Source organism: Paraburkholderia phenazinium (genome assembly GCF_900142845.1).
Taxonomy (GTDB): Bacteria; Pseudomonadota; Gammaproteobacteria; order Burkholderiales; family Burkholderiaceae; genus Paraburkholderia; species Paraburkholderia phenazinium_A.
In genome coordinates, this window is the sequence record NZ_FSRU01000001.1 from 3516360 (window position 1) to 3540159 (window position 23800).

Here is a 23800-nt window from a genome sequence, read left to right on the forward strand (position 1 = left end):
ACACGTTGCCCTCGCGCATCGCAGGGCATCGACGACACGTTTGAGACTCGCCAGAAAGGAATGACAGATGTCCGAAGCCGACAAGCCTTCCAATCCCGCTCAGGAGAAAGCGCAAGCGCTATATGACTTGGGCTCGACCACGGTGTACGCCAGTACCCACGATCCGCGCTTTCCGTATGCGCTGTACGTGCCGCCCGAGGTGCTCACCCCCGGCAACGACGTGGAACTGGTCGTCGTGATGCACGGCACCGGTCGTCAGTTCACGCAGTACCGCGATGCGTTCGCCCCGTTCGGCCGCTGGAACCGCTGCATCGTGCTGTGTCCGCTGTTTCCGGTGGGCGTGCGCGGCGATGGCGATCGTAACGGCTTCAAGCGCCTGATCGAAGGGGATATCCGGTACGACAAGGTATTGCTCGACATGGTCGACGAAGTGGCCGGACGTTATGGCAAACGCTTCGACAAGTTCGCACTGTTCGGTTATTCGGGCGGGGGGCAGTACGTGAACCGCTTTGCGTACGCGCATCCTGAGCGGCTATGGGCCGCGTCGATTGGTGCGCCTGGCAACGTCACCGTGCTCGATCACAAGAAGGACTGGTGGCTGGGTCTGGGCGGTTTCGAGCGCCATTTCGGCAAGCCGTTCGATCTGGCCGCGTTGCAGCGCGTACCGGTGCAAATGATCGTGGGCCGCGCGGATCTCGAGACCTGGGAGATCACCGTGCCCGAGGACAGCCCGATGTACCTGCCGGGTATCAACGATGCCGGTGCGACGCGCCCGGAACGGCTGCGCACGCTGAAGGCCTCGTTCGAAGCCGCGGGTATCCGCGTGCGTTTCGATGAGCTCGCCAATATTGCCCACAACGGCATGCAGGTCGTCGAGGTGGTTCAGGATTTCCTTGTGCAGGCATTGCGCACGTTGCGAGCCGGAGGATAAGCCCATGCCCACCCAACGCGATCCGGGGAATATCTGGAAAACCATCGTCTCGACCGTGATAGGCGGCACGTTCGAGTGGTTCGACTTCATGGTGTACTCGTATTTCTCGAGCACGATTGCGCGGGTGTTTTTTCCTACCGTCGATCGCGGCGGGGCGTTGCTGCTGACGTTCGCGACCTTCGCGGTCGGCTTCCTGGTCCGTCCGATCGGCGGCGTGGTGATGGGCCTGGCCGCGGACCGGGTCGGACGGGTGAAGGTGCTGTCGTGGATCATGGTCCTGATGTCGGTGGGCTCGCTGGTCCTCGGGCTGACCCCGGGCTTCGCGACACTTGGGCTCGTCGCGCCGCTGCTGGTGGTGATCGGCCGCCTGGTGCAAGGCTTCGCGGTGGGCGCGCAATTCGCGCTGTCGTCGGTGACGATCTACGAGGTCGCGCCGCCCAACCGGAAGATGTTTTACGGCAGCTTCAATATGCTGTCGATCGGGGTCGCGGCGATGTTGTCGTCGGGGTGCAGCTATCTGCTGTCGCGTCATCTGTCGCACGCGGACCTGTCGGCCTGGGGATGGCGCGTGCCGTTCCTGATCGGCGCGCTGGTCGGGCCGCTTGGCTTCTACATCCGCCATCATGTCGACGAATCGGAAGAATTCAACCGGATGCAGGCACGCCCCGCGGCACGGGCGCCCATGCGCGAGCGGCTACGCGATTTCGTCCGCGAGAACGGCGACGCCGTAGTGTGCGCGATGGGCGTGATGATCGCCGGTACGTCGCTGAATTATGTGTGGAATGCGTATCTGCCAACTTATGCGCAGGTTCAGTTGCATCTGTCGCTTAGCTCGTCGCTTCAAGGAATATTCGTTACGAGCATCGTGATGTGCGTTCTGTCACCGGTGTTCGGCATGCTGGCAGACCGTGTCGGCGCGTACCGGCTGTTCTTCTTCTTTATTGCGGGCTGGCTGATCTGCGTCTTTCCGTTGTTCTCGTATTTGCTGGCCGCCCCCACCGAGAACCGTCTGATGATCGTACGGGTTGTCGGCATACTCTTCCTCACGCTGCAAGGTGCCGCGCATCCAGGGATGCTGGTCAAGATCTTCACCGTGCAGGGACGCTCCACGGGCGTGGCGATTTCGTATAACACCTCGGTCATGCTGTTCGGTGGCCTGGCGCCGTTCTATCTCTCGCTGGTGGCGCGCCTCACGGACGCGCGCTTCATTCCGCCGAGCTACCTGTTCGGTACCGGGCTGCTGGCGATCCTGCTGGTGCTCGTGACGCGCACGGGTCGGCGGGTGTTGCAGGCCGACCGGATGGAGCGCGGGCAACGGCGCGCGGCACGCGGAACCGGCATGGAGCAGGCGGGCGCGAATCGGGAGCACAGCTAATCAAACGACCGTACTGTCCCACAGCGGAGCAAGCCCAGGCGGGTCAACGATACGGCTGTCTGCCGTCGCCAACGCGTGTATGGCCGCCATGTCCACGTCATCCAGTTCGAAGTCGAAGACCGCCAGGTTCTGCGCCAACCGATCGACCCGCGTGGTCCTTGAAAGCGCGACCATCCCACGCTGTTGAACAAGCCATCGCAAGACAATCTGGGCAATCGTCTTGTCGTAGCGCGCCGCAATCTCTTTGAGCGTGGGATCCGAGAAGACCCGGCCAATCGCCATGCCGCAGTACCCCGTCACGGCAAGCCCCGCCTGCAGCGTACTTTCGATCAGCAAGGACTGGTTCAGATACGGGTGATACTCGAACTGATTCGTCACGAGCGGAACCGCAGACAGCCAGATCGCCTCCGTCATCAGTGCGCGGTTGAAATTGCTCACGCCGATGTGCCGAACCTTGCCGGCGCGCGCCACGGCGTTCAGTCCTGCGATCTGTTCGGCCAGCGGCACATCCGAGCCAGGCCAGTGCAGCAAGAGCAGATCGATATAGTCTGTCTTGAGCTTGCGGAGGCTCTCGTTGACGGACGCTTCGAAGTTTCGCTCCGAATAGTTGCTGACCCAAACCTTGGTAGTCAGAAAGATCTCGCTTCTCGGAACGCCGGACGCGGCGACGCACTCGCCGATTTCGCCCTCGTTACGATAGACCTGCGCGGTGTCGATATGACGGAAGCCGGCACTCAGGGCAGCAGGAACCACTCGGTAGACATCGGCGGCGCTCATTCCATAAGTGCCAAAACCGATGGCCGGAATCGCCGCGTTACCCACATTGACGTTTCGCATGACGTGTTCCCAATAGAGTCATTCGCATCCTGCCGAAACCGCTTTCGGGCGATTACCCAATGCGGCCGCGGCGACGCAGTTGTGTGCCGATCTCCCTGATGCTGGCTTCCCCCGCGCGCAACGCCTCTACCGACGTATGCACCGAGTAGTAGCCAAGCACGAGATCGTGCGGATGAGCGACTGCGGAGCCGAGGACGAAATCCGTCGCTTCGTCGGCCGTGAATGTCAACGCCTCTTCGGATTCGTCAAACACGACAAGCTCGTCGGCGATGACTTCGCCGGCTGTGCGCAGTGCGCCACGTTGAACCGCTAGCCACGCGACGTTGTGACCGGCCGGCGGCGTGTACTGCCACTGCTCGCCAGCCGAAAGCTGAACCAGCAGATAGTTGATGCCTGACGGTGCGGGTACCAGGCTTTCGACGTTTCCGTAACGACCCAGGATAACGCGGGCCGGACCGCTGCGAGGCACTTCGCTCGCAGATAAGTACTGACTGTGCGGTGCACCGAGTTCGAGCTCAGGCGGCAACGCAACCCACAACTGATAGCCGCGCACCGGCCCATCGCCTTTCGCGCGACCGTCATGCCACACGCCCCTGCCCGCATTCATCCACTCGACGCCGCCGGCCGGCATGATCCCCGCTGCGCCGGTCGTGTCTTCGTATTCGACTTCACCTTCCAGCAGCACCGTCGTCGTGGCGAGACCGGAATGGGGATGCATGGAAAAGCGCATGTCGCTGTCCATCGAGCTATCGAAATAGTCGAGAAAGACGAACGGCTTTAACACCGCTCCAAGGTCGGACGGGCTGACCATCCGCTTGACCGGACCATGCTGCCGGCCTGCGGTGCGAGTCACGATCGTACGGCCATCCAGCAGCGCATCTGATTCACGTAAATTGGTTTGCATATCGAACAATGCTCCATGTTCCGCAGCACTTGGCGATGAGACAGGCGACGGATTCGTTTCGAAAGACATGGTGTTGACTCCCACTCGTGCCCCGACAACGGAGAAACGTCACGAAGAGACGATCGCACATCCGCTTAAGCAAGCAATCGCCTCGACGAGACCGCCCTCCTAGCTTGCGCTCAGCGCTGAAACACCCGAAGCGGTGCGCCGGGCGCGTGCGTCCAGGCTGAATGCGCCGGCGCCGAAATAGGTGATCTGCAGCAGGCCACCCGCCATCATCACGTTCTTGAGGAAGTGAATCATCTGGTTCTGGTCGGCGAAGTTGTGGTGAAAGAACAGCGCCGTGACCACACAGAACACCGCCATCGCCAGCGAGACGGTGCGAGCCCGGTAGCCCGACAGCAGCAGCAGACCACCGCCCAGTTCGGTCAGCACGGCCATCACGAATGCAAGTGGCGGCACGGGCAAACCCATGGCAGCAATGTAGCCAACCGTCGCACCGTACGCGGCGAGCTTGCCCAGGCCACTCATGACAAACGGCGCACCGATCAGGATGCGACCCAACAACGGAAGAAATTTAAAGCGTTCCATCACGATCTCCAGAAATGAAATTACGTAGGTGGATGAAAAAAGGGAATTAGCCGGCGTCCACCATCACCAGTTCGGAATCTTCAAGAGCAACAATCTGCGCCGCGGCGAGTTGCGTGATCGCCACACCGTCCAGCGGCCCAACGGACTCGCCATTCAATTCAATGCGGCCCGAGGCCACGACGAGATAGGCACGATGTGCCGGGGGCAACTCGTATCGAACGCTTTCACCGCCCTTTAGCATCGCGCCAAGCACACGTGCTTCGGCCCGTACCGGCAGCGCACCTTCATCGCCGTCGAAACCGCTGGCAAGGACTACGAATCGCCCCGAACGGTCGCCCTTGGGAAACGGCTTGGTATCCCACGCGGGTTCGCCACCGGCTTTGCGAGGCTGCAGCCAGATCTGATAAACCTTGAGCGGCACCTCGCCGCGGTTGAACTCGGCGTGGCGTATGCCCGTGCCGGCGCTCATGACCTGGACATCGCCGGCATGGAGCGTTCCTTCGGATCCCAAAGTGTCCCGATGGCCGAGCAAACCCTGGCGCACATAGGTGATGATCTCCATGTCGCGGTGCCCGTGCATGGGAAAGCCGCTACCTACGGCGATCTCGTCGTCGTTCCAGACAATCAGAGGGCCCAGAGCAGCATGTGCGGGGTTGCCATCGGCGCTGACCACGAAATGGTATTTCGCGCGCAGCCAGCCGAGGTCCGCCGTGTCCAACGATTCCCAACGCCTATGTGTGAGCATGACCTTCTCCGTTTCCTGCCGCCGCCTATGCGGCGCTTGTCACCTGTGCGACCAGCCGGATTCGGCGCGGCTACAGGCCATGAGAAGAATGCTATATTTGCAATGATCCCGTGCATAGATGCTGCATTGGAACGCATCGTTGCCATGAATAGAACGATAACCAGGAGTTCAAGTCTGCTCATGAAGGCAATCACCGACCTCAATGATCTTCGGCTCTTCGCGGAAGTCGTCGAGCATGGAAGCTACACGGCGGCCGCACGCAGCCTCGGCCTGCAGACGTCGAAACTCAGCCGGCGCATTCGTGCTCTGGAGGAAGAACTTGGCGTCCGCCTGCTCAATCGCACCAGCCGGAGCCTGTCCTTGACGGAAACCGGGCGGCAGTTCCATCAGCACTGCCTGGCACTGGTGGCGGAAGCGAAAGCCGCCAAAGATATCGTGGACCGCACCCGCTCGACGCCACAGGGCACTGTGCGCATCAGTTGCCCGGTGGCCTTGCTGGAGTCCGGCATCTCCACGATCATCGCTCGCTACGTGGCGGACAACCCGCATGTCCAGGTCGTGCTCGATGCAACCAACCGCCGCGTGGATGTCGTCGAGGAAGGCCTCGACTTTGCCATCCGCGTCAGGCTTCCGCCGTTGGAGAACACCGATCTCGCCGTCCGCCAGTTGTGCGTATCCATTCACATTCTGGTTGCCAGTCCCGAGCTGGCGGCACGCTATCCGGCGCCTCGCTCGATCGACTCCCTGAAGGAGTGGCCCACCCTCTCCATGGCCAGCAGCGGCGAGCGATTTGTCTGGAACCTCGTCGACGGCGAGGGGCGCGCGACATCATGGGCGCATCAGCCGCGCCTCGCGACCGACGACCTGGCCAGCCTGCGGGTGGCGGCGATGGCCGGCGTCGGCGTGGCCATGTTGCCGAGAGAACAGGTGGAGACCGATATTGCGGCCGGCCGTCTGCAGCAACTGCTGCCAGGTCTGACCAGCACACCGGGCCTGGTGCATGCGATCTTCCCCACACGCCGAGGCATGGTGCCGGCCGTGCGTCACTTGCTCGACGCACTCGTTGCAGGCTTCGAAGGTCCGGACCGGCGGCCCTAGCGCGGCCACCGGCGGGATGCACGTCGTTTGTATGTCGACGCTGCGAATCTGGCTGATGCTCAGCCAAACAGCTTGTTTGCCGTCCGGGCGATCAGTTCGCCCTGATGGCGCGCGCCGGCGAGCTCGATAGCGCTCGGCTGGCGCTGACCTTGTCCGCCGGCGATCGTTGTGGCGCCGTACGGAGAACCGCCGACAATTTCGTCCAGGGTCATTTGCCCCTGATGGCTATAAGGGAGGCCGACGATGGTCATGCCAAAGTGCAGCAGGTTGGTAATAATCGAAAACAACGTCGCCTCCTGACCGCCGTGCTGGCTCGCGGTCGACGTGAAGGCGCCGCCTACCTTGCCGTTCAGCGCACCGCTCATCCACAGGCCGCCGGCCTGATCCAGGAATGCCGCCATCTGCGAAGAGATGCGCCCGAAGCGGGTCGGCGTGCCGACAACGATCGCGTCGTAGTCGGCAAGCTCCGCAACCTTCGCAATCGGCGCCTTCTGGTCCAGCTTGAAGTAAGCGGCCTTGGCCACCTCCTCCGGCGCCGTTTCCGGCACTCGCTTGACGTCGACCGTGGCGCCCGTCAGGCGCGCACCTTCGGCAATGGCATCCGCCAGCGTTTCGGCGTGGCCATACGAGGAATAGTAGAGAACCAGAACTTTCGACATTTCGACCTCCTTCCTATATCTGCGGTGGTGACGGGGTGGGACATGCGGTGGTGACGGGGTGGGACATGACGGCCCGGCGTCAATCCTACGTCTGCATCGTTGATCGCGCCTATCTCCACGGCAGCAACGAAGCGTTGCGGCCAGTAGAACGATAAGCGCCAACGCCCCACACGGCTGGCTGTCGGGCCTGTCGAGCCGCGCCAGCAGGTGTAATCCCCAGGTACGTCGTCACCGGCGAACCGGTTGACACGCCTCAGCCCACATCCTAATATACAACCATGCTGTATGCATTCACTATTGTTGAATATTCGCAGCACCTGGCAGGAGACACCAAGGTTTCAGGATCGCCATCATTTATTAAGGATTCCTTTCAATGAAAAGCATCTATTTTGAACGTCGTCAGAACGTAGGCCATATCGTCCTGGCCAATCCTCCCGCGAATCTCATCGCGGCAGACTTCGCCGATTCCCTCGAAAGCGCCGTCCGCGAAGCCAGCAAGGCCGATATCCGGTCGCTGCTGATCCGCGCAGAAGGTGCCGACTTCAGCAAGGGCGGTGACGTCCTCGATTTCATCGACAAAGGTTTCGATGACTGGAGGACCTTCATAGCGCAGATTCACCATACGTATCGGTCAATCGAAGGCCTGCAGATTCCGACGGTTGCCGCGGTGCGCGGCGCGGCATACGGCGGCGCGTTCGAGCTGGCTCTGGCGTGCGACTTCATCGTTGCCGCGGAAAACGCTACTTTCCGCTGCATTGAAGCGTCGGTCGGCTCGGCGCCGGTCGCCGGCGGTGTGCAGCGCCTCGCGGAAAGAGCCGGTCGCGCCTATGCAGCGCGCTACGCGATGCTCAGCGAACCCATGTCCGGCACGACCGCCGGTCAACTCGGCGTTGCCGCCTTCGTCGTCGGCGAGGACCAGGTCGAGCGCGTCGCCGAGGATCTCGCCGTCCGGCTGGCCAACGGCCCGACGCGTTCGTATGGCGCCATTCGCGCGCTTCTCAAGGCATGGTCCGGGGCAGGCGTGCCCGGTGCCGACGTCCTGACGCTCGACCTCACCATGGGACTGCACCTGACGGACGACGCCCGGAAAGGGCGCACCGCACGTGCAAACGCCGTCGCTCGTGGGGAAGAACCGGCTCCGGTCGTTTTTCTCGGCAAGTGAGCCGGCAGGCAACTCCAAGTCACGGACGATAGCGATGAAGACACTTTCCCACGAGCGCGGAACACGTTTCGCAGACCTGATCGATCAGACCATTGGCGATTGTTTCGACGAGATGGCCGGCAAAATGGGCGACCACGTTGCGGTCGTCAGCCGCCACGAAGGGATCCGGCTCAGCTACGGTGAACTTCGCCAACAGTCGGACCGGCTTGCAGGTGCGCTTCTCGCGTCGGGACTCGAGCCGGGGGACCGGATCGGCATCTGGTCCCATACGAACATCGCCTGGCTGCTGATGCAGTTAGCCACGGCGAAGGCCGGGTTGATACTCGTCAACATCAACCCCGCTTATCGGACCTCGGAGCTGGAGCATGCCCTCAATCTGGTGGGCTGCAAGGCCATCGTGACGATGGTCCGTTACCGCTCGAGCGAGTACCTGAACATGTTGCGGGAGCTGGGAAAAGCCCGGCTGCCGAGCCTTGAGACGATCTGGTGGATCGACGACGCCGACTGCCCGGACGAAGCGGGTGCGCAACGTTTCTCCGACCTGCTCCGTTTCGCCCCGGAGGACAACGCATCGCTGCAGGCCATACGCCGTAGCGTGCGTCCGGACGACGCCGTCAACATCCAGTTCACCAGCGGCACAACCGGGCTTCCCAAGGCCGCAACGCTGAGTCATCGCAACATCCTCAACAACGGCTTCTTCGTGGGCGAGTGCATGAAGCTCACCCACGTGGATCGCGTGTGCGTCCCGGTTCCGATGTACCACTGCTTCGGCATGGTGATGGGCAATCTGGCCTGCCTGACCCATGGTTCGACGCTTGTTTACCCCGCGGAGCGCTTCGACGCCGAAGCCGTTCTGGCGACCGTCCAGGCAGAAAAATGCACGGCGCTCTACGGAGTGCCGACCATGTTCATCGCTGCGCTCAATCACTCGCGCTTTGCGGAGTTCGATCTGGGCAGTCTGCGCACCGGCATCATGGCCGGTTCGCCCTGCCCCGTCGAAATCATGAAGCGGGTGGTCGGCGACATGCATCTGCCTGAGATCACGATCGCTTACGGCATGACGGAAACGAGCCCGGTGAGCTGCCAAAGCGTGACGGATACGCCGGTCGATAAGCGGGTGTCCACGGTCGGCCAGGTGCTGCCGCATCTTGAGATCAAGATGATCGACCCGCTGACCGGCCAGACCGTGGAGCGCGGCCAACCGGGCGAACTCTGCACCCGTGGCTACTCGGTCATGCTCGGTTACTGGAACCAGCCCGAGCGAACGCGCGAAGCGATCGACGCCGAAGGCTGGATGCACTCGGGCGATCTCGCCACGCTCGACGCGGAGGGCTTCGTCAACATCGTGGGACGAATCAAGGATATGGTCATTCGCGGCGGCGAAAACCTGTATCCCCGGGAGATCGAAGAGTTTCTCTACACCTGTCCGGGCGTGCTGGACGTGCAGGTGGTCGGTGTGCCGGACAAGCATTTCGGCGAAGAACTCTGCGCATGGATCATCGTCACGCCGGGGACGGCTCTCGACGACGACGCCGTTCGCGACTTTTGCAAAGGCAGGATAGCGCATTACAAGGTGCCCAAATACATCCGCTTTGTCGACGCGTTTCCGACCACCGTGACGGGAAAAATCCAGAAGTACCGGATTCGGCAAATCATGAGCGACGAGCTGGGCCTGAACGAACAAAACACAGCGTGACGATCGTCGGTTAGGCCATCGCATCAATTCAGCAATCACACTTTTCCGGAGTGCCGCCATGGCAGAAGTTGACCTGCAAGCCGTCTATCTGGTCGCGAAGGATATGGGCCGGTTAGAGGATTTCTATGCATCGGCGCTGGGGATGCCTGTTCAGTTCCGCGACGACAACAAGTGGACTCAATTCCGCCTGCAGCGCAGCGCATTTGCGCTGAGTTCCGCCGAAGAAGCGGCACAAGGCGCTGTTGGAGCCGTCCCCGTCTTCCGGGTGGCTGGAGAAGCTCAGGACACGGTCCGGCAGAACATTCTGTCCGCGGGTGGCCGGGTAGTCGCACAGCGCGACATGGGCACTCACGGTGTCGTTACCACCTATCAGGATCCGGAAGAAAACCTCTTCCAGGTATTCAGTCCATCTTCGACGCGCTAAGCCCGAAGAACACTCCCTTCGCACCTTACTGGAAAATCGATGAAATTCGGTATCTTCGACCAAAACGACCGTAATGGCCTACCTATTCATAAGCAGTACGAAGATAGGTTAGGAATCATCGAGCTTTACGACAGGCTCGGCTTCCATTGCTATCACATGTCGGAACACCATGCGACCACGCTGAGCGCCTGTCCGTCGCAAAGCGTATTTCTTGCCGCGGCCGCGCAGCGCACCGAGAAACTGCGCCTGTCGCCACTCGTCTACATTCTGCCGATCCACCATCCCGTCCGTCTGGCAGAAGAAATCTGCATGCTCGACAATCTCAGCGGCGGCCGCCTCGAGTATGGCGTGGGGCGAGGCGCCTCACCCCATGAAATCGAGGCGCTCGGCATCGATCCGGCCACCGCTCAGGCCCGATACATCGAGTCGTATGAAATCATCAAGCGGTATCTGAACTCGGAAACCCTCACGTATAACGGCACGTTCTGGCAATTCAACAACATGCCGATCGAACTCAAGCCGTTGCAGACGCCGCCTCCGACGTGGTACGCGCTGGCATCGCCGGAGTCGACGGTGTGGCCCGCCCAGGAGAAGATGAATATCGTGTGCGGCGGCCCGGTCCAGCGGGTCAGAGCCATCACCGATCGATACCGCGAAGAATTCGCCACACGGCATCCGTCCGCTGCGGAGCCGCTCATCGGCGTGAATCGCTATATCGTTGTCGCGGAGACGGATCAGGAGGCCATGAAAATCGCCTCGCGGGCATGGTCGGTCTTCTATCCGAACTTTTTCAAGCTCTGGAAGAAGCACGGAACGGAGCCCGTCAATGCAAAGCTTCCGCCGACATTCGAGCCGCTCGTGGAATCTGGCCTCGCCGTAGTAGGGCGACCGGAAACCGTGCGTGAAAAACTGCTGGAGCAGGCGCACGCCGGGGCGTTCAACTACCTCATCGGAACCTTCATGTTTGGCGACATGTCCGTCTCCGAGGCCAGGACATCTATCGGCCTGTTTCATGAGTCCGTCATGCCTGCATTCAGCGAGTCGCAACAGGTGCTGTCATGACAGCAAGCACGTCGTTAGACCCCGAACGTCCGGCCACCACCACGTTCGACAAACGTCAGCTAAGAGACGTGCTCGGGTCCTTTGTCACCGGCGTCACCGTGATCACCACGCGCGACGCCGAAGGGAAAATGCACGGGCTCACCGCCAATTCGTTTTCCTCGGTCTCGCTGGATCCGCCGCTGGTCTTATGGAGTCAGGCGACCTCTGCGGGAAGCCATTCGGCGTTCAGGGATGCCGGGAGATTCACCATCAACATCCTGGCTGAGCACCAACACGGCCTCGCCAATCACTTTGCGAACCGGTCGCCGGACAAATTCTCCGGTATCGACTATGACCTTGGCGTCGACGGCTTGCCGCTGCTGCGCGATTGCAGCGCGTGGCTGGAGTGCAAGGTGGTCGCCTGCTACCCGGGCGGCGATCATGCGATTTTTGTCGGCTCGGTGGATTGCATTCGCCAGAGCACGCGGCGACCGCTGGTATTCGGCGGCGGCCAATATCTGGTCGCCGACCCGCACGACCTCGGCCTCGCGCCGCGCGGAACGAAGGGTGCGATGAAATCGCAGCCCCATGCCGTCCGTCTCGCGAGCCGCGCCATGTTGCGGCTCGCCCGTACGCTGGATCAAACGCTTGCACTGGTGGCGTGGGGCAATCACGGGCCTACGGTAATCGCGTGGCAAGCCGCCACCACACCCGTGGCCGCCGATCTGCCGCTGGGGCTGGTGCTGCCGGTGACGTCCTCCGCTTCGGGTTTGGCCCTCGCGGCGTTCCTGCCGCCCGAAGCGGTCGATCGGTTTGTGGCGGCGGAACTGCGCGACAACGCGCGACAACCGTCTGGCGAATTGCCCCTCAGCGTGGAATCGCTCGCCCGCGTGCTTGAGTCCGTGCGAGCCTCGCATGTCGCGACAAGGCGCCCCGGGCCGTTCTATGACGACCGGGTGCTTGCCAACGCCATCAGCGTCCCCATTCTTTCGCCGAGCGGACTAGCGGTGCTGGCCCTGACGGCTATCGGCCCGGCAGAGCATTTCGATGCCGCAGTCGACGGTCCTTGTGCCGAAGCCCTTAGGGCTGCTGCACATGAGATCGCCGTTGCATTGAAAGAAGCGTGAAGTGGCATTTCCCAAGATTAAGGCGATTGATATGCAGACCTACACTCCCATCATGATCGAAACTGAAAGCCAACTTCTTGAAGCCTCGTTGCCTGCCGTCGAACACGTGCAATTGAGTCTCCCCACACTCGGGGACAAACGGATCCTCACCTACCGGGCCGCCGGCGATAAGCGTGCGCCAGCCATCGTGTTGCTGCATGGCATGGGTTCGAGCTCGGCGGGATATCGCGCGCAACTTGCCGCGCTGAGCGAGCACCACCGGGTGATTGCCTGGGACGCCCCTGGCTATGGGAAAAGCAGTCCCTTCGCGATCGGCGCTCCCGCGGCCACGGATTACGCAGATGCGCTCGCGAACCTGATGTCCGCGCTCGGCATAGTGCGTGCAACCGTCGTAGGCAGTTCATGGGGGAGCGTCATTGCCACTGCGTTCGCAGCGCGCTACCCGTCGGCTACGCGCGCCCTCGTATTAAGTGCGCCCAACATCGCACGGGGACATCTGGCGGGTACGGACCGCTATGTGGCGCGCGAGGTTCTGATGCGAAGCGCAGCGGCGCAATCTACCGAGGCACGCGCCGCTGTGGTGAACGCTCTGCTCGCTCCGAACGCCGGCCCCCTGGTTCGTACGCTCGTATCCCGACTGAGAGACGCAGTGACCGCTACGGGTTGGCAACACGCCGTGGACATGCTCTTCTCCACGTACACGCCATCCGTCGTCCCTTCGATCCGGGCGCCTATCACGATCATTGCCGGCAGCCAGGACCGTCTCGCGCCCATTGACGAGCATGCCCGGCCGATTCACGAGGCCGCTCACGATTCGACACTCCACGTGCTCGATGCGATCGGCCACATGCCGAAGCTTGAAGCGCCTGGCGCATTCAACTCCATCGTGCTGGAGGCTGCCGCCGCCGGGACAGATGACGCGCACCGGCATTGAGCGCCCCTTTTCTATCCAATCTTGAGGGGGACCTTTCCGCCGAGGGCCACCGTCGCTCGAACCGCGCTATCGAGGAGCGCCCTGACCGCTTGACCTTCAACTTCCGTGTTCAACGTTGCGGGCGATCCGATGAGACTGATGGCAAACCGGACATCGCCATCTCTGTCCCAGACAGGGGCCGCGACAGACACGTAACCCATGTCGCCGCGATGAACCGTTGTGAAGCCACAGTTGCGCAATTCACCGATCGCCTCTTCCCGCAAGGACGCTGGACTCCATTCCTGTCCTGCAGACAGTTCGCGACTGATGAGCGCCTCGGTTCGAGCAGCCTGCAGACAGGCAATAAACAGCTTTCCCGCCGCCGTCGTGACCAGTGGAATCAGGCCTGTTCTCAGCTCGAGGATACTGCGCGTCTGCCCCTCCTGCTTGAAGAGACTGACCGGCCCATCTTCGGTCCATGCGGTGACGGCTGCGCCGCTCAGAGTCGCCTCACGCAAGGCGATCACCTCCCGCCGCACGATATCGAATCCGTCCAGCTGGTTGATCGCGCTCATACCCAAGGCAAGCGATGCAGGCCCGAGCTTGTAGCACCCCGGTTTTTCGTCCGGCGACACCAGCCCGGTCCGCACCAGACTAATCATGTAGTTGCTTGTCGCGCTTGGAGACAGTTCGGAGAGCGCAGCGATTTCCTTGAGAGGAAGCGCTCGCACACTCGTTTGCAACGCCGAAAGAATCCGGAACGCAATCTCGACAGATTGAATGCCACGCCTCGCAGTCACATTGGTCATGTCTGGGCCATATGGAAATCACAGAAAGTCACCGTCCCGGGTTTTCACGGACGGTCCTCATGTTGACACGTCTAGGAGGGGCCCCCTATAGTGTTCAACATAGATTATGTCATTCATTATTGTTGAACGCAACACCGGCAGACCTGAAGGAGACTGGGGACAAGCGGACAGTCGCAGCAAATGTCTGAGTTTTTACCGCCCCATATTATTAGTACTACCAATCTTTTTACTCTTCATTCAATTCATAAGAACTTCTTCGGAAGAGTCACAACCGTATCGGAGTCGAGGCATGGCTATTTTTGGACGTACAGTGGCAGGCACAATCGTCGCACTTGCGGTGACCAGTCACGCCCACGCGCAATCCAGCGTGACCTTATATGGCATTGCGGACACCGCCATACAGTACATTAGCAACGTCGGAGGACACGCGCTGTTTCAGGAGGGCAATACGCATGCACCCGACATCTTCGGCATCAAGGGCGTGGAGGATCTGGGCGGCGGTCTGCGCACCGTCTTCGATCTTCAGAACGAGTACCTGCTCAACAATGGCCAGGCACTGGTTCCCGGGACGTTGTTCAACAGAAAGTCGTATGTCGGCTTGCAATCTGACACCTACGGTACGTTGACGCTCGGTCACCAGCCCAGCTTCATGTATGACGTACTGTCCAGCTATCAAACGCCCTTCGTCCTCGGCAACATCCTCTCGCTCCACGAGGGCAATCTGGATGAGATCGCCAACTTCTTCCAGTTCAACAATGCGGTGAAATATGTCAGCCCGACCTTTGGCGGATTCTCCTCAGGAGCGGAATTTGCATTTGGAAATGTGGCCGGCAATTTCAGCGAGAGCAGGGACTACTCCTTCTTTGTCCAGTACAAGAGCGGTCCTCTGAGTCTGGCCGCCGCGTATGCGAACGAGAACAACCGCTTTCTGGAACTATCCAGCTTTATCGGTCTTCCATCGCTGTTCGGGACGCAGCTTCCTCAGGCCGAAGGCGTGGTGGCCGACAAGCTCGTCAACTGGGGGCTCGGGGCGTCGTACCAGTTGAAGACTCTGCTGCTGCATGCAACGTTTACGCAGTCGCGCATCACTCTTTCAACGGGCCAGGGCAACGCCAACACGGTCGACGCCGGGGCGAACTGGACCATCAGGCCCGACGACGTCATTGCGATCGGCGGATGGGTGGAAAATCTCGACGGTGGCAACTGGAAGACCCTTTCCCTCTCGAACTCGTATCTCTTCTCGAAACGGACAACCGTCTACCAGCAGGTGACCTTCCAGCATGCCTCGGGCGCCCATGCGGTCGCCTCGCTGACAGGCGCAGGCGTAGCATCAGGCAGGTCTACGACCGGCATCTCGGTGGGTATCCAGCATTACTTTTAGGAATGCGATTTAACCGGCAATGAAGATGAACTTGATGACAAACGCCGGTCTGACGCGCCTACGCAACCTCGACGCCAAGGCGCCGTTGTCGCACAGGCCCGAGCACCGCCTTACTTCTGCTCGCCGGTCGCTTCGAGGATCAGGTTGGCGACCTCCACCGGATGCGACAGCAGCGACACGTGACTCGACTTGAGCTCGATCGTATGCGCGCCCATCCGGTTCGCCATGAAGCGCTCCAGATCGGGGTTGATGGTGCGATCATCAGTCGACACCGCATACCAGGTCGGCTTGTCGTGCCATGCGGCGACGGTCGTCTTCGCCATCGTGATCGGCTTGCCCATAGGCTGCTGGACCGCATAGTAGGCACGCGCTTCGACAGGCGGCAGATCGCCGGCAAAGTCGTTCACGAAGGCTTGCTCGGACAGCTTGCCATAGCCGTCGGCCGACCACTGCAACCCCGCCGACGCAGGTGCGGCCGGGAATTTCTTCGTCAGCGCCGGATAATCCTCACCGGCGTCCGGCGCACGTGCGGCGATGTACACGAGACCGGCCACCTTCGGATCGTCGCCCGCCTGACTGATCACCATGCCGCCGTACGAGTGCGCGACCAGCAGCGTCGGGCCGTCCTGTTGCGCGAGCGCGCGCTTGACCGCGTCGACGTCCGCGTCGAGCGAGGTGGTCGGATTCTGCACCGCCGTCACGTGCAGGCCCTTCGCCTGCAACAGCGGAATCACTTTCTCCCAGCTCGAACCGTCTGCAAACAGACCGTGAACCAGCACGACATTCCTGATCGGTGCGGATGGGGTAGCGGCGCTGCTCTGCGCGAATGACGTCGTGGCGCCCAGCATCGTGGCGCAGGCCATGCCGGCAAGGACAAACGAACTCAACTTCATGAGACTTCTCCGAAATAGGTGTGGGACGTACTCAGTGGCAAACACCGCCTTCGGGCAAACATTCCGTGCGCCGCAAAAAAATTTCGGCGTCGACAATCCGCGGGCTCTAAATCAGTTAGATTGTTGAAGTCGCAACCTTATCCGCCGAAATGACTTCAGTTCTTTGCAGCAACACGTTCTATCGTTCCGTGTCGCTAGAGACCGACCGCCTGACCCTGACTCCGCCAACCCTCGATGACTTCGAGGCAATGTATTCGATGTGGTCGGACAGGGACGTCGTAGCCCAGGTGATCGACGCTCCACTCACCGAGGAAGAAGTTTGGGCACGCTTGCACCGGATCGTAGGGCACTGGGCGCTGCTGGGATTCGGACATTGGATTGTCCGGGAAAGGCACAGCAGGAAATTCGCAGGCGAGCTTGGACTCTTTCGCTTCAAACGAACGCTGACCCCTGACTTCGATCAGGCGCACGAAATCGGCTGGATGTTTGCTAAAGAGTCGCAAGGCTTAGGTTATGCCACTGAAGCGGCGACCGCGGCGTTGAAGTGGCTGGAAACTGAGTCTCAAGGCAAAGCAACGGTGTGCATCATCGCACCGGACAACCTCGCCTCGCTGGCCCTGGCAAAGAAGCTCTCGTATGAAATCGCGGACGAGGTCATCTATCGAGGCAAGGCGATGCTGGTCCTGCGGCGCGATGCCGATTCGCCCGGACTCACGCGCTAGCGTTGAACATCGCACGCAGCCGCTGCATACGAAACTGTTCCCTTGCCACCAGCCGCTCGCCGCGACCACCAACGGCCTTTAGCCCAAAGTAAGGCACCGTAATCGCCGGGCGGCCCTTTATCTTTCGGCAACTTTCATCGAGGTTGTCTTTAGCGGAGCGATTCTCCACACTCCACTCAAACGTATCTAATTGTAACTGAGTGTTTCTAACCGTAAATCCCCGCGAGCCGGAACGGTGCGTCCGCTGTACGCGCACGAGCTCTCAGCAAGCCAGGCAATAACGGCAGGAAACACGGCGGATCGTTCACCGAGGGAGTAGAAAATCATGAACGACGGCGAAACGCTGGGTTTCATCAGGGAAGTCAATCTGTCCTACATCATGCTGGCGCAGCGCCTGCTTCGCGAGGACAGGCTGATCGGCATGTTCCGGTTGGGGCTGTCCGCGCAGAGCGCCGAGCTTCTCGCGACGCTCACTCTGGCGCAAGTCGTCAAGCTCGCTGCGTCCGACCAGTTGCTGTGCCAGTCCCGCCTGAACGACCACACCATCCTGAACACCTTGACGCAGTCCGGTGGGCACGTGGATGTCACGCCTGCGCATACGGCCATCCTGCTCGCCAGCCAGAAGGCCGAACATTTCGTCTAAGGAGGATTCCTTAGCGACGCCAGGAAGTCCCATCACCGCTAACCGCATGAACGACATGATTCACGATGCTGCCGCGCTGTCCCTGATCGCGATGACTTCGTATCTCGGACGACAACCCCTCCTCGACCGCCAGGGCCAACTGGTCGCCTACGAACTGCTGTTCCGTCCGTTCGATACGGACCACGCCGAAGCCGACGACAGCGTGCCCATGGACGGTATCCGGGCCACTGCCGACATCGTCGTCGAAACGCTTGGCGAACTGGGGATCGAAAACGTCCTGGGCGGACACACCGGCTATATCAATGCCGGCCGCGACTGGCTCATGAACGAAATGTTCACCTTGCTGCCGCCGGCTCATTTCGTCATCGAAATTCTCGATACCGTGCAACACGACGCGCAACTGGTTCAGCGCATCCAGACGTTGTCTCGCACCGGCTATTGCTTCGCCATCGACGACATGCGCGAAACGAACCCGGCTCGCACCGACGTGTTCGATTGCGCCGCGCTGGTCAAGGTGAATGTGCCGCACTGGACACCCGATCGCCTGACGCCGTTCGTTGCCGCGATGCATCGGGCCGGTAAGCGCGTCGTCGCTGAAAAGGTCAACACGCCGGACGAATACCGGTGGACCTACGATGCCGGTTGCGACCTGTTTCAGGGCTACTATTTTGCCCATCCGCACCTGCTCGCGGTACGCAGGATTCCACCGCTGCGTCAGGCGCTGGTCCAGCTTCTGGTGCTGCTAAGCGCCGAGCCGCCGCTGCCGAGCGTGGAAGACGAGGTCAAGCGCAATCCCGCACTGACGATGCAACTGCTGCGCTTCGCCAGTTCGGCGCACCACGCGCTCGCGCGTGGGCGCTTGAGCGTACGCGATGCGCTCGAGATGGTCGGTACCGACTGGCTGCGGCGTTGGGCCCTGCTTGCGCTGTATACGGACGGCAACAACCGCGCCGTCGCATCCAATGCGCTCGTGCAACTGGTCGGCACGCGGGCGCGCTTCATGGAACTGGCTGCGCGCCGGATCAGGCCGCACGACGAGGAGTTCGCCGACAACGCGTTCATGACGGGCATGGCCTCGCTGTTGCCAGCGGTACTGCAGCGCAACCCCGCTCACCTGTTCGCCGAACTGCGCCTCGCGCAAGCCGTGCGCGAATCCATCGAGACTCGCGCCGGCGTGCTCGGACAATTGCTTGTGTGCGCGGAGGCGATGGAAAACCCCACTTCGGCAGCCGCGGTAACGGACCTCTGCAGGGAGCTCGCGCCGCTTAACGCCGCGGCGGTCTCGTTGCTGTCCGCGGCAGCCGCGAACTGGATGGCGGACCGGACCCGTTTCTGACGCGGCCCGTGCGGCCTAAGCAGCGCACGCGGCCTAAGCGGCCTAAGCGGCCTATTCCGCCTCGTCCAGACCGATGTCGACGCACGCCGCCGCCTGGTTGATCTTGCTGGTGGAGATGTAATCGACACCGGTCTTCGCAACCGCTCCGATGGTGGCGAGGCTGATACCGCCGGACGCTTCCAGCAACACGCGGCCGCTGACGAGATCGACCGCGCGCGCCATCTCCTCGATCGACATGTTATCGAGCATGATCACGTCCACACCCGCAGCGAGCGCTTCCTTGACCTGCTCCAGCCGGTCGCATTCCACTTCGAGCTTCGTCAGCACCGGCAACTGCCGGCGGGCACGCTGCACGGCCTTGGCGATGCCGCCGCACACGGCGATATGATTGTCCTTGATCATCACGCCGTTATCCAGACCGAGCCGGTGATTCAAGCCACCGCCACAGGTGACGGCATGCTTTTCGAGCATGCGCAAACCCGGCGTGGTCTTGCGCGTATCGATCAAGCGCGCTCGCGTGCCGGCCACGGCCGCCGCATACTGCTCGGTCAGATTGGCGATACCCGACAGGCGCTGCACGATATTGAGCGCCGTGCGCTCCGCCGTCAGCACGCTGCGCGCCGTGCCGCTGACATCCAGCAGCACCGTGCCCCGCTCGACCTTGTCGCCGTCCTTGACCCGCACCGACACTTCGAGCGTCGGGTCATAGCGCTTGAAGATGCGCGCGGCCACGTCGATGCCCGCCACGATCAGCGTCTCGCGCGCGTTCATAAAGAATGCGCCAGTCTCATGCGCTTCGATCATCAACTGCGCCGTCAGGTCGCAATAGCCGATGTCCTCGGTCAACCACAGGTCGATCAGGCGATCCGTCTGGAATACGTCGTACATGTTTCTCTACCTTTGCGGAAAGAAATGGAATCGATGCTTCATCACATCCGATGAACCGCTCAGCGATGCTTCAGACGCCGGTCGGCCATCATCAACAAGCCATTGCACGCGAGCGCGAACACCGTCAGAAACAGGGCGACCGCCATGATCGTGCGGATATCGCCGAGGTTCATCGCACTCGTCAACAGATAGCCGAGCCCGCGTTGCGACGCGAACATCTCGCCGATCAACACGCCCAGCAAGGTCAGCGAAAAGCCGAGGCGCAAGCCGGAGACGACTTCGGGAAAGATCGCCGGCAACACCACGTGAACGATGGTGCGGGCAAACGACAGGCGCATGGTCTTCGACGCGCGCAGGTAGACCGGCCGCATCTCGCGAATCGCGTTCATGGTGAACATCAGGATCGGGATCAGGCCGTGCATGACGCCAAACGCCACCTTCGCCGACAGGCCCAGACCGAACACCAGCAACACCAGCGGATACAGCGTCACCTTGGGCAGCGAATACAGGTTCAGCAAAATCGGCTCAGCGACCACACCGGACAGGCGGTTCACGCCGAGCAGCACGCCGAGCGCCACGCCACCAGCGAGCGCGATGACGAGTGCGTAAGCCAGCGCTCTTGCGGTCTCGCCCACGTTGTCCCAGAACGCTGCGGTGCCGAGCATCTGCACGAGTGCCTGCACGGTGCTCCACGGCGAGCTCAGCGAACTGTTGCCCACGGCCCAGTGCAAACACTGCCAGCACGCGACGATGACCAGCGCAACCAGCAGCGAATCGACGACTCTCTTCATGGCGAAATCTCCCGGTATCCGCATGCTCAGCGCCGCCGGCGCGCCTGAAAGCGCTGATCGATCCGGTTCAGCACGACGTTCACGAGCGTGACCAGCACGAGTACGAACAGCATCAGCGAATACATGTCGTCGTTCTGAAAGTTGTTGTACGCATAGCCGATGGCGTAGCCGATCCCCGAACCCGACAGGATGAATTCCGAGGCGATCACGCCGATGAACGCATAAGCCACCGATAGCTTCACGCCGGTGAACAGATACGGCAGCGTGGCCGGCAACTTGATGTAGATGGCCGAGCGCCAGCGCGAGAGGCGCATCACCTGAGCGCTCTTGTGCAGCGCACGCGGAATGCGGTCCAGGCCGTTGAGCGTCGCCGTGATCATGGTCACGACCGAGAGCATCACGGCAATCGCGATGATCGGCAGCGAGCCGATGCCGAGGATGACGATGAAGACCGGATAAAAGATGAAGGTGGGAATCGCGTAATAGCTCGACAACAGCGGCTCGATGGAGCGGCGCACCGAGGGCAGCGCGTGAATCCCGAGCCCTAGCGCGAAACCCAGCAGCACCGAGACGATCGAGGCAGCGACGATGTTGAGGAGGCTCGTCACGATATCGTGGTCGAATTTGCCGCCGCGCAGCAGGTCGACGCCGTGCGTGAACATCGCGGACGGCGGGATCAGCACGCTGGCTGGAATGATGCCGCTGCGGCATAGCAGCTCGATCAACACGATAAAGCCGGCTACCACAGCAATCCGGATCAGACTTGCGGATTTCACTTCGAACTCCCAGGTTCGCATGACCACACGCCCATGCACCACGCCTTAGTGCACACCCATCACCTTCAACGATTCGACGCGCAGCTTGTCCCACAAGCGGGCATTGATCTCGCCGAAGCGCGGCGTCGACACGACGCGGCTGTCACGCGAACGCTCCCAACCTGTTTCGACGATGTCGATAAACAGACCCGGCCGCGCAGACATCACGCCGACCCGGTCGGACAGCATTGCGGCCTCGTCGAGCGCATGCGTGATCAGCAGCACCGTGGCCGAGGTTTCGCGCCACAGCCGCAGCAACTCGTCGCCCATCAACAGGCGGGTCTGTTGATCGAGCGCACCGAACGGCTCATCGAGCAGGATGAGGCGTGGTTGCAATACAAGGGTTCTGGCGATGCACACGCGCTGCCGCATGCCGCCCGACAACTGCGATGGGTAAGCGTTGGCGAAGTCCTTCAGTCCCATGAAACCCATCGCGTAGTCGACCCGGCGCCGGATCTCCGCGCCATCGACGCCCGCCATGCGCAGCCCGAACGAAATGTTGTCGCGCAGATTCAGCCAGGGAAACGACGCATCTTCCTGGAACACGACGCCCACGCCGTCGGGCACGCCCTTCACCGGTTGCCCTTCGAACGTGACCGTACCCGAACTCGGCTTGGCGAGTCCGGCGAGCGCATCGAGCAAAGTGGACTTGCCGCAGCCGGATGGCCCGACTACGGAGAAAAACTCGCCCCGTGTCAGCGTGAGATCGATCGGACCGAGCGCATGGAACAGTTCCTTCGAATCGTTCTTCGCGAAGTAACGCGTGACGCCGGCAAGTTCGACATGCACCTCGGGCGACGCCGGCGCGGTCTGCGTGGGCGACTCGACGACCTGCAGCGTGGGAGGCGAATTGCGCGCCTTCATAGCGTGCTCTTCGCTTTGAGGTCGGCCGGCAGGAAGCTCGTGTCCACCAGCTTCGACCAGTCCACGTCGCCGTTCAGTTCGCCGATCAGCTTGAGCCCATCAGTCATGCGGTCCAGTTCGGCGCGATTGAATTCGCCATCGCTCCACATGCGTGACTTGACCATGTTGTCCACGGCTTCGCGCGCGACGTCCGGCGTGAGTTTGAAGCTCGACTGCAGCAAGGTGGCGGCGCCGGCGGGGTCCGCGTACACCGCGTCCACCCCTGCGCGGCGCCCGGCGATGATGGCGCGCAGTTCGTCGGGATGGGACTTGGCGAATTCGCGGGTGGTGATGCCGACCGAGGTGGTCATCGGCTGCAGGACATCGCCGGCACGGTAGACGGTACGGTAACTGGCCTTGCGCACGATCGACAGCGGTTCGATCAGCACCGCGCCGGAGACTGCGCCCTGTTCAAGCATCGTCAGTCCGTTGACGTAGCCGCCGGAGGCGACCCGCGTCACCTTGCTGGCGTCGATGCCTTTTTGCTTGAGCACCATCAGCAGCAACATTTCGGAAACGCCTTTAGGCGAAGTGATCGCGACTTTCTTGCCGGGCAGATCCGCGACCGTTTGCACGTTGGTGCCAGGCATCGTGACCATCGAGGCTTCCGCCACGCTGCGCGTGCCGACGTTGACGATCACCAGATCGAGCCCCTGGCGTTGCGCGGCCAGCGCCGCCGCGACCGCCACTTCGCCATACGGCGTCTTGCTGGCCAGGATGTTGCGAACGGTCGTGCCGCCGCCGCCCGAGGTGAGAATGCCCGTAATATCGACGCCGGCCTTCTTGAAGAGGCCCTTGTCCATGGCGACCGCATACGGCAGACCGTAGAGGCTGCTGCCCCATTGCGTGACGGAGATTTCATCGGCCTGCGTGGCCGGCCCGTACACCAGGCTGGCAGCCGATAGCACCAGCGACGCACCGAGCGTGACGCAGGCTCGCTTGACGAACCACTTCATAGAGAACACTCCGGATCAGGAAACCCGATAACTATCGAAGCTGTGCACCGCCCGTTCGCTCGGGTCCAGCCACCGAAATGAGCGTACACGCGGCAATTAAAAGAGTAAATGCAATGACCATGCCATCACCAGCGGCGTTTACCCGAGCCGTCATTACGTC

25 protein-coding genes are annotated in these 23800 nt (G+C 61.6%); 13 read left to right on the top strand and 12 right to left on the bottom strand.

The genetic code is table 11. The annotated features are described in order from the left end of the window. Positions 1–67: 67 nt before the first annotated feature. Both BUS12_RS15435 and BUS12_RS15440 read left to right on the top strand, forming a co-directional pair. Entirely contained in the window at positions 68–931 is an 864-nt protein-coding gene (locus BUS12_RS15435) for an alpha/beta hydrolase (RefSeq protein WP_074296398.1), read from the top strand. A 4-nt stretch (positions 932–935) separates the two neighbouring features. Further along, positions 936–2306: an MFS transporter gene (locus tag BUS12_RS15440; protein WP_074296399.1), complete on the top strand. Its 1371-nt coding sequence runs from the start codon at positions 936–938 to the stop codon at positions 2304–2306. Here BUS12_RS15440 and BUS12_RS15445 read toward each other — a convergent pair whose 3' ends face one another. The 4 genes from BUS12_RS15445 to BUS12_RS15460 all read right to left on the bottom strand — a co-directional run bounded on the left by BUS12_RS15445 (position 2307) and on the right by BUS12_RS15460 (position 5383). Then, positions 2307–3143, bottom strand: a complete 837-nt coding sequence (locus BUS12_RS15445) for an aldo/keto reductase (protein ID WP_074296400.1) — start codon at positions 3141–3143, stop codon at positions 2307–2309. A gap of 52 nt (positions 3144–3195) precedes the next feature. Beyond that, on the bottom strand, positions 3196–4047 hold the full coding sequence (locus BUS12_RS15450; RefSeq protein WP_074296401.1) for a pirin family protein: 852 nt from the start codon (positions 4045–4047) through the stop codon (positions 3196–3198). A gap of 168 nt (positions 4048–4215) precedes the next feature. Continuing rightward, positions 4216–4638, bottom strand: a complete 423-nt coding sequence (locus BUS12_RS15455) for a DoxX family protein (RefSeq protein WP_074296402.1) — start codon at positions 4636–4638, stop codon at positions 4216–4218. Between the two features lie 46 nt (positions 4639–4684). Then, positions 4685–5383, bottom strand: coding sequence for a pirin family protein (locus tag BUS12_RS15460; RefSeq protein WP_074296403.1), 699 nt, complete (start codon positions 5381–5383; stop codon positions 4685–4687). A gap of 180 nt (positions 5384–5563) precedes the next feature. Here BUS12_RS15460 and BUS12_RS15465 point away from each other — a divergent pair, with 180 nt between their 5' ends. Next, entirely contained in the window at positions 5564–6481 is a 918-nt protein-coding gene (locus tag BUS12_RS15465) for a LysR substrate-binding domain-containing protein (RefSeq protein WP_074296404.1), read from the top strand. A gap of 59 nt (positions 6482–6540) precedes the next feature. On the opposite strand, the gene wrbA is transcribed toward BUS12_RS15465, so the two are convergent. Continuing rightward, positions 6541–7140 (bottom strand): NAD(P)H:quinone oxidoreductase, encoded by a 600-nt coding sequence (wrbA, locus tag BUS12_RS15470; RefSeq protein ID WP_074296405.1) that lies wholly within the window; start codon positions 7138–7140, stop codon positions 6541–6543. Between the two features lie 373 nt (positions 7141–7513). Here wrbA and BUS12_RS15475 point away from each other — a divergent pair, with 373 nt between their 5' ends. The 6 genes from BUS12_RS15475 to BUS12_RS15500 are packed head-to-tail and all read left to right on the top strand — an operon-like array spanning position 7514 to position 13524. Next, positions 7514–8302 carry an enoyl-CoA hydratase/isomerase family protein gene (locus BUS12_RS15475; protein WP_074296406.1) on the top strand — a complete coding sequence of 263 codons (789 nt, stop codon included), beginning with the start codon at positions 7514–7516 and terminating at the stop codon, positions 8300–8302. A 34-nt stretch (positions 8303–8336) separates the two neighbouring features. Then, positions 8337–9998, top strand: coding sequence for an AMP-binding protein (locus BUS12_RS15480; RefSeq protein ID WP_074296407.1), 1662 nt, complete (start codon positions 8337–8339; stop codon positions 9996–9998). 58 nt (positions 9999–10056) lie between these two features. Next, positions 10057–10422, top strand: coding sequence for a VOC family protein (locus tag BUS12_RS15485; RefSeq protein WP_074296408.1), 366 nt, complete (start codon positions 10057–10059; stop codon positions 10420–10422). 39 nt (positions 10423–10461) lie between these two features. Continuing rightward, complete coding sequence (locus BUS12_RS15490) at positions 10462–11484, top strand: LLM class flavin-dependent oxidoreductase (RefSeq protein ID WP_074296409.1); 1023 nt, start codon at positions 10462–10464, stop codon at positions 11482–11484. Beyond that, positions 11481–12590, top strand: coding sequence for a flavin reductase (locus tag BUS12_RS15495; RefSeq protein ID WP_083640402.1), 1110 nt, complete (start codon positions 11481–11483; stop codon positions 12588–12590). The genes BUS12_RS15490 and BUS12_RS15495 overlap by 4 nt, the downstream gene beginning before the upstream one ends. 31 nt (positions 12591–12621) lie before the next feature. After that, entirely contained in the window at positions 12622–13524 is a 903-nt protein-coding gene (locus tag BUS12_RS15500) for an alpha/beta fold hydrolase (RefSeq protein WP_143788327.1), read from the top strand. An 11-nt stretch (positions 13525–13535) separates the two neighbouring features. Here the strand turns inward: BUS12_RS15500 and BUS12_RS15505 are convergent, their stop codons facing one another. Then, positions 13536–14312 carry an IclR family transcriptional regulator gene (locus BUS12_RS15505; RefSeq protein WP_074296411.1) on the bottom strand — a complete coding sequence of 259 codons (777 nt, stop codon included), beginning with the start codon at positions 14310–14312 and terminating at the stop codon, positions 13536–13538. A gap of 289 nt (positions 14313–14601) precedes the next feature. On the opposite strand from BUS12_RS15505, the gene BUS12_RS15510 reads away from it, so the two are divergent. Continuing rightward, entirely contained in the window at positions 14602–15693 is a 1092-nt protein-coding gene (locus BUS12_RS15510) for a porin (protein WP_074296412.1), read from the top strand. A gap of 110 nt (positions 15694–15803) precedes the next feature. On the opposite strand, the gene BUS12_RS15515 is transcribed toward BUS12_RS15510, so the two are convergent. Next, positions 15804–16586: an alpha/beta hydrolase gene (locus BUS12_RS15515; RefSeq protein WP_074296413.1), complete on the bottom strand. Its 783-nt coding sequence runs from the start codon at positions 16584–16586 to the stop codon at positions 15804–15806. A gap of 149 nt (positions 16587–16735) precedes the next feature. Here BUS12_RS15515 and BUS12_RS15520 point away from each other — a divergent pair, with 149 nt between their 5' ends. The 3 genes from BUS12_RS15520 to BUS12_RS15530 all read left to right on the top strand — a co-directional run bounded on the left by BUS12_RS15520 (position 16736) and on the right by BUS12_RS15530 (position 19287). Beyond that, positions 16736–17308 (top strand): GNAT family N-acetyltransferase, encoded by a 573-nt coding sequence (locus tag BUS12_RS15520; RefSeq protein WP_074296414.1) that lies wholly within the window; start codon positions 16736–16738, stop codon positions 17306–17308. 322 nt (positions 17309–17630) lie between these two features. Beyond that, on the top strand, positions 17631–17951 hold the full coding sequence (gene flhD, locus BUS12_RS15525) for a flagellar transcriptional regulator FlhD (protein ID WP_429308361.1): 321 nt from the start codon (positions 17631–17633) through the stop codon (positions 17949–17951). Between the two features lie 46 nt (positions 17952–17997). Continuing rightward, positions 17998–19287 (top strand): EAL and HDOD domain-containing protein, encoded by a 1290-nt coding sequence (locus tag BUS12_RS15530; RefSeq protein ID WP_074296416.1) that lies wholly within the window; start codon positions 17998–18000, stop codon positions 19285–19287. 51 nt (positions 19288–19338) lie between these two features. Here BUS12_RS15530 and nadC read toward each other — a convergent pair whose 3' ends face one another. From nadC to BUS12_RS15555, 5 genes are read right to left on the bottom strand one after another with little or no spacing between them, the layout of a single operon-like run. Beyond that, the gene (gene nadC / locus BUS12_RS15535; protein WP_074296417.1) at positions 19339–20175 is read right to left on the bottom strand and encodes a carboxylating nicotinate-nucleotide diphosphorylase; all 837 of its coding nucleotides are present in this window, start codon (positions 20173–20175) and stop codon (positions 19339–19341) included. Positions 20176–20234: 59 nt separating this feature from the next. Further along, positions 20235–20966 (bottom strand): ABC transporter permease, encoded by a 732-nt coding sequence (locus BUS12_RS15540; RefSeq protein ID WP_074296418.1) that lies wholly within the window; start codon positions 20964–20966, stop codon positions 20235–20237. Between the two features lie 26 nt (positions 20967–20992). Next, positions 20993–21742, bottom strand: coding sequence for an ABC transporter permease (locus BUS12_RS15545; RefSeq protein WP_253190083.1), 750 nt, complete (start codon positions 21740–21742; stop codon positions 20993–20995). 45 nt (positions 21743–21787) lie between these two features. Next, positions 21788–22645 carry an ABC transporter ATP-binding protein gene (locus tag BUS12_RS15550; RefSeq protein WP_074296420.1) on the bottom strand — a complete coding sequence of 286 codons (858 nt, stop codon included), beginning with the start codon at positions 22643–22645 and terminating at the stop codon, positions 21788–21790. Next, positions 22642–23640, bottom strand: a complete 999-nt coding sequence (locus tag BUS12_RS15555) for an ABC transporter substrate-binding protein (protein ID WP_074296421.1) — start codon at positions 23638–23640, stop codon at positions 22642–22644. Before BUS12_RS15555 ends, BUS12_RS15550 begins: the two co-directional genes overlap by 4 nt. Positions 23641–23800 lie beyond the last annotated feature (160 nt).

What these genes read in the sequence shown, in the direction of transcription:
- BUS12_RS15530 (WP_074296416.1), top strand. Translation starts at nt 17,998, where the DNA reads ATGAACGACATGATTCACGATGCTGCCGCGCTGTCCCTGATCGCGATG.
- BUS12_RS15475 (WP_074296406.1), top strand. Translation starts at nt 7,514, where the DNA reads ATGAAAAGCATCTATTTTGAACGTCGTCAGAACGTAGGCCATATCGTC.
- BUS12_RS15485 (WP_074296408.1), top strand. Translation starts at nt 10,057, where the DNA reads ATGGCAGAAGTTGACCTGCAAGCCGTCTATCTGGTCGCGAAGGATATG.
- BUS12_RS15500 (WP_143788327.1), top strand. Translation starts at nt 12,622, where the DNA reads ATGCAGACCTACACTCCCATCATGATCGAAACTGAAAGCCAACTTCTT.
- BUS12_RS15555 (WP_074296421.1), bottom strand. Translation starts at nt 23,640, where the DNA reads ATGAAGTGGTTCGTCAAGCGAGCCTGCGTCACGCTCGGTGCGTCGCTG.
- BUS12_RS15520 (WP_074296414.1), top strand. Translation starts at nt 16,736, where the DNA reads ATGACTTCAGTTCTTTGCAGCAACACGTTCTATCGTTCCGTGTCGCTA.
- BUS12_RS15480 (WP_074296407.1), top strand. Translation starts at nt 8,337, where the DNA reads ATGAAGACACTTTCCCACGAGCGCGGAACACGTTTCGCAGACCTGATC.
- BUS12_RS15460 (WP_074296403.1), bottom strand. Translation starts at nt 5,383, where the DNA reads ATGCTCACACATAGGCGTTGGGAATCGTTGGACACGGCGGACCTCGGC.
- BUS12_RS15550 (WP_074296420.1), bottom strand. Translation starts at nt 22,645, where the DNA reads ATGAAGGCGCGCAATTCGCCTCCCACGCTGCAGGTCGTCGAGTCGCCC.
- BUS12_RS15505 (WP_074296411.1), bottom strand. Translation starts at nt 14,312, where the DNA reads ATGACCAATGTGACTGCGAGGCGTGGCATTCAATCTGTCGAGATTGCG.
- nadC (WP_074296417.1), bottom strand. Translation starts at nt 20,175, where the DNA reads ATGTACGACGTATTCCAGACGGATCGCCTGATCGACCTGTGGTTGACC.
- BUS12_RS15445 (WP_074296400.1), bottom strand. Translation starts at nt 3,143, where the DNA reads ATGCGAAACGTCAATGTGGGTAACGCGGCGATTCCGGCCATCGGTTTT.
- wrbA (WP_074296405.1), bottom strand. Translation starts at nt 7,140, where the DNA reads ATGTCGAAAGTTCTGGTTCTCTACTATTCCTCGTATGGCCACGCCGAA.
- BUS12_RS15465 (WP_074296404.1), top strand. Translation starts at nt 5,564, where the DNA reads ATGAAGGCAATCACCGACCTCAATGATCTTCGGCTCTTCGCGGAAGTC.
- BUS12_RS15435 (WP_074296398.1), top strand. Translation starts at nt 68, where the DNA reads ATGTCCGAAGCCGACAAGCCTTCCAATCCCGCTCAGGAGAAAGCGCAA.
- BUS12_RS15495 (WP_083640402.1), top strand. Translation starts at nt 11,481, where the DNA reads ATGACAGCAAGCACGTCGTTAGACCCCGAACGTCCGGCCACCACCACG.
- BUS12_RS15510 (WP_074296412.1), top strand. Translation starts at nt 14,602, where the DNA reads ATGGCTATTTTTGGACGTACAGTGGCAGGCACAATCGTCGCACTTGCG.
- BUS12_RS15540 (WP_074296418.1), bottom strand. Translation starts at nt 20,966, where the DNA reads ATGAAGAGAGTCGTCGATTCGCTGCTGGTTGCGCTGGTCATCGTCGCG.
- BUS12_RS15440 (WP_074296399.1), top strand. Translation starts at nt 936, where the DNA reads ATGCCCACCCAACGCGATCCGGGGAATATCTGGAAAACCATCGTCTCG.
- BUS12_RS15455 (WP_074296402.1), bottom strand. Translation starts at nt 4,638, where the DNA reads ATGGAACGCTTTAAATTTCTTCCGTTGTTGGGTCGCATCCTGATCGGT.
- BUS12_RS15450 (WP_074296401.1), bottom strand. Translation starts at nt 4,047, where the DNA reads ATGCAAACCAATTTACGTGAATCAGATGCGCTGCTGGATGGCCGTACG.
- BUS12_RS15490 (WP_074296409.1), top strand. Translation starts at nt 10,462, where the DNA reads ATGAAATTCGGTATCTTCGACCAAAACGACCGTAATGGCCTACCTATT.
- BUS12_RS15515 (WP_074296413.1), bottom strand. Translation starts at nt 16,586, where the DNA reads ATGAAGTTGAGTTCGTTTGTCCTTGCCGGCATGGCCTGCGCCACGATG.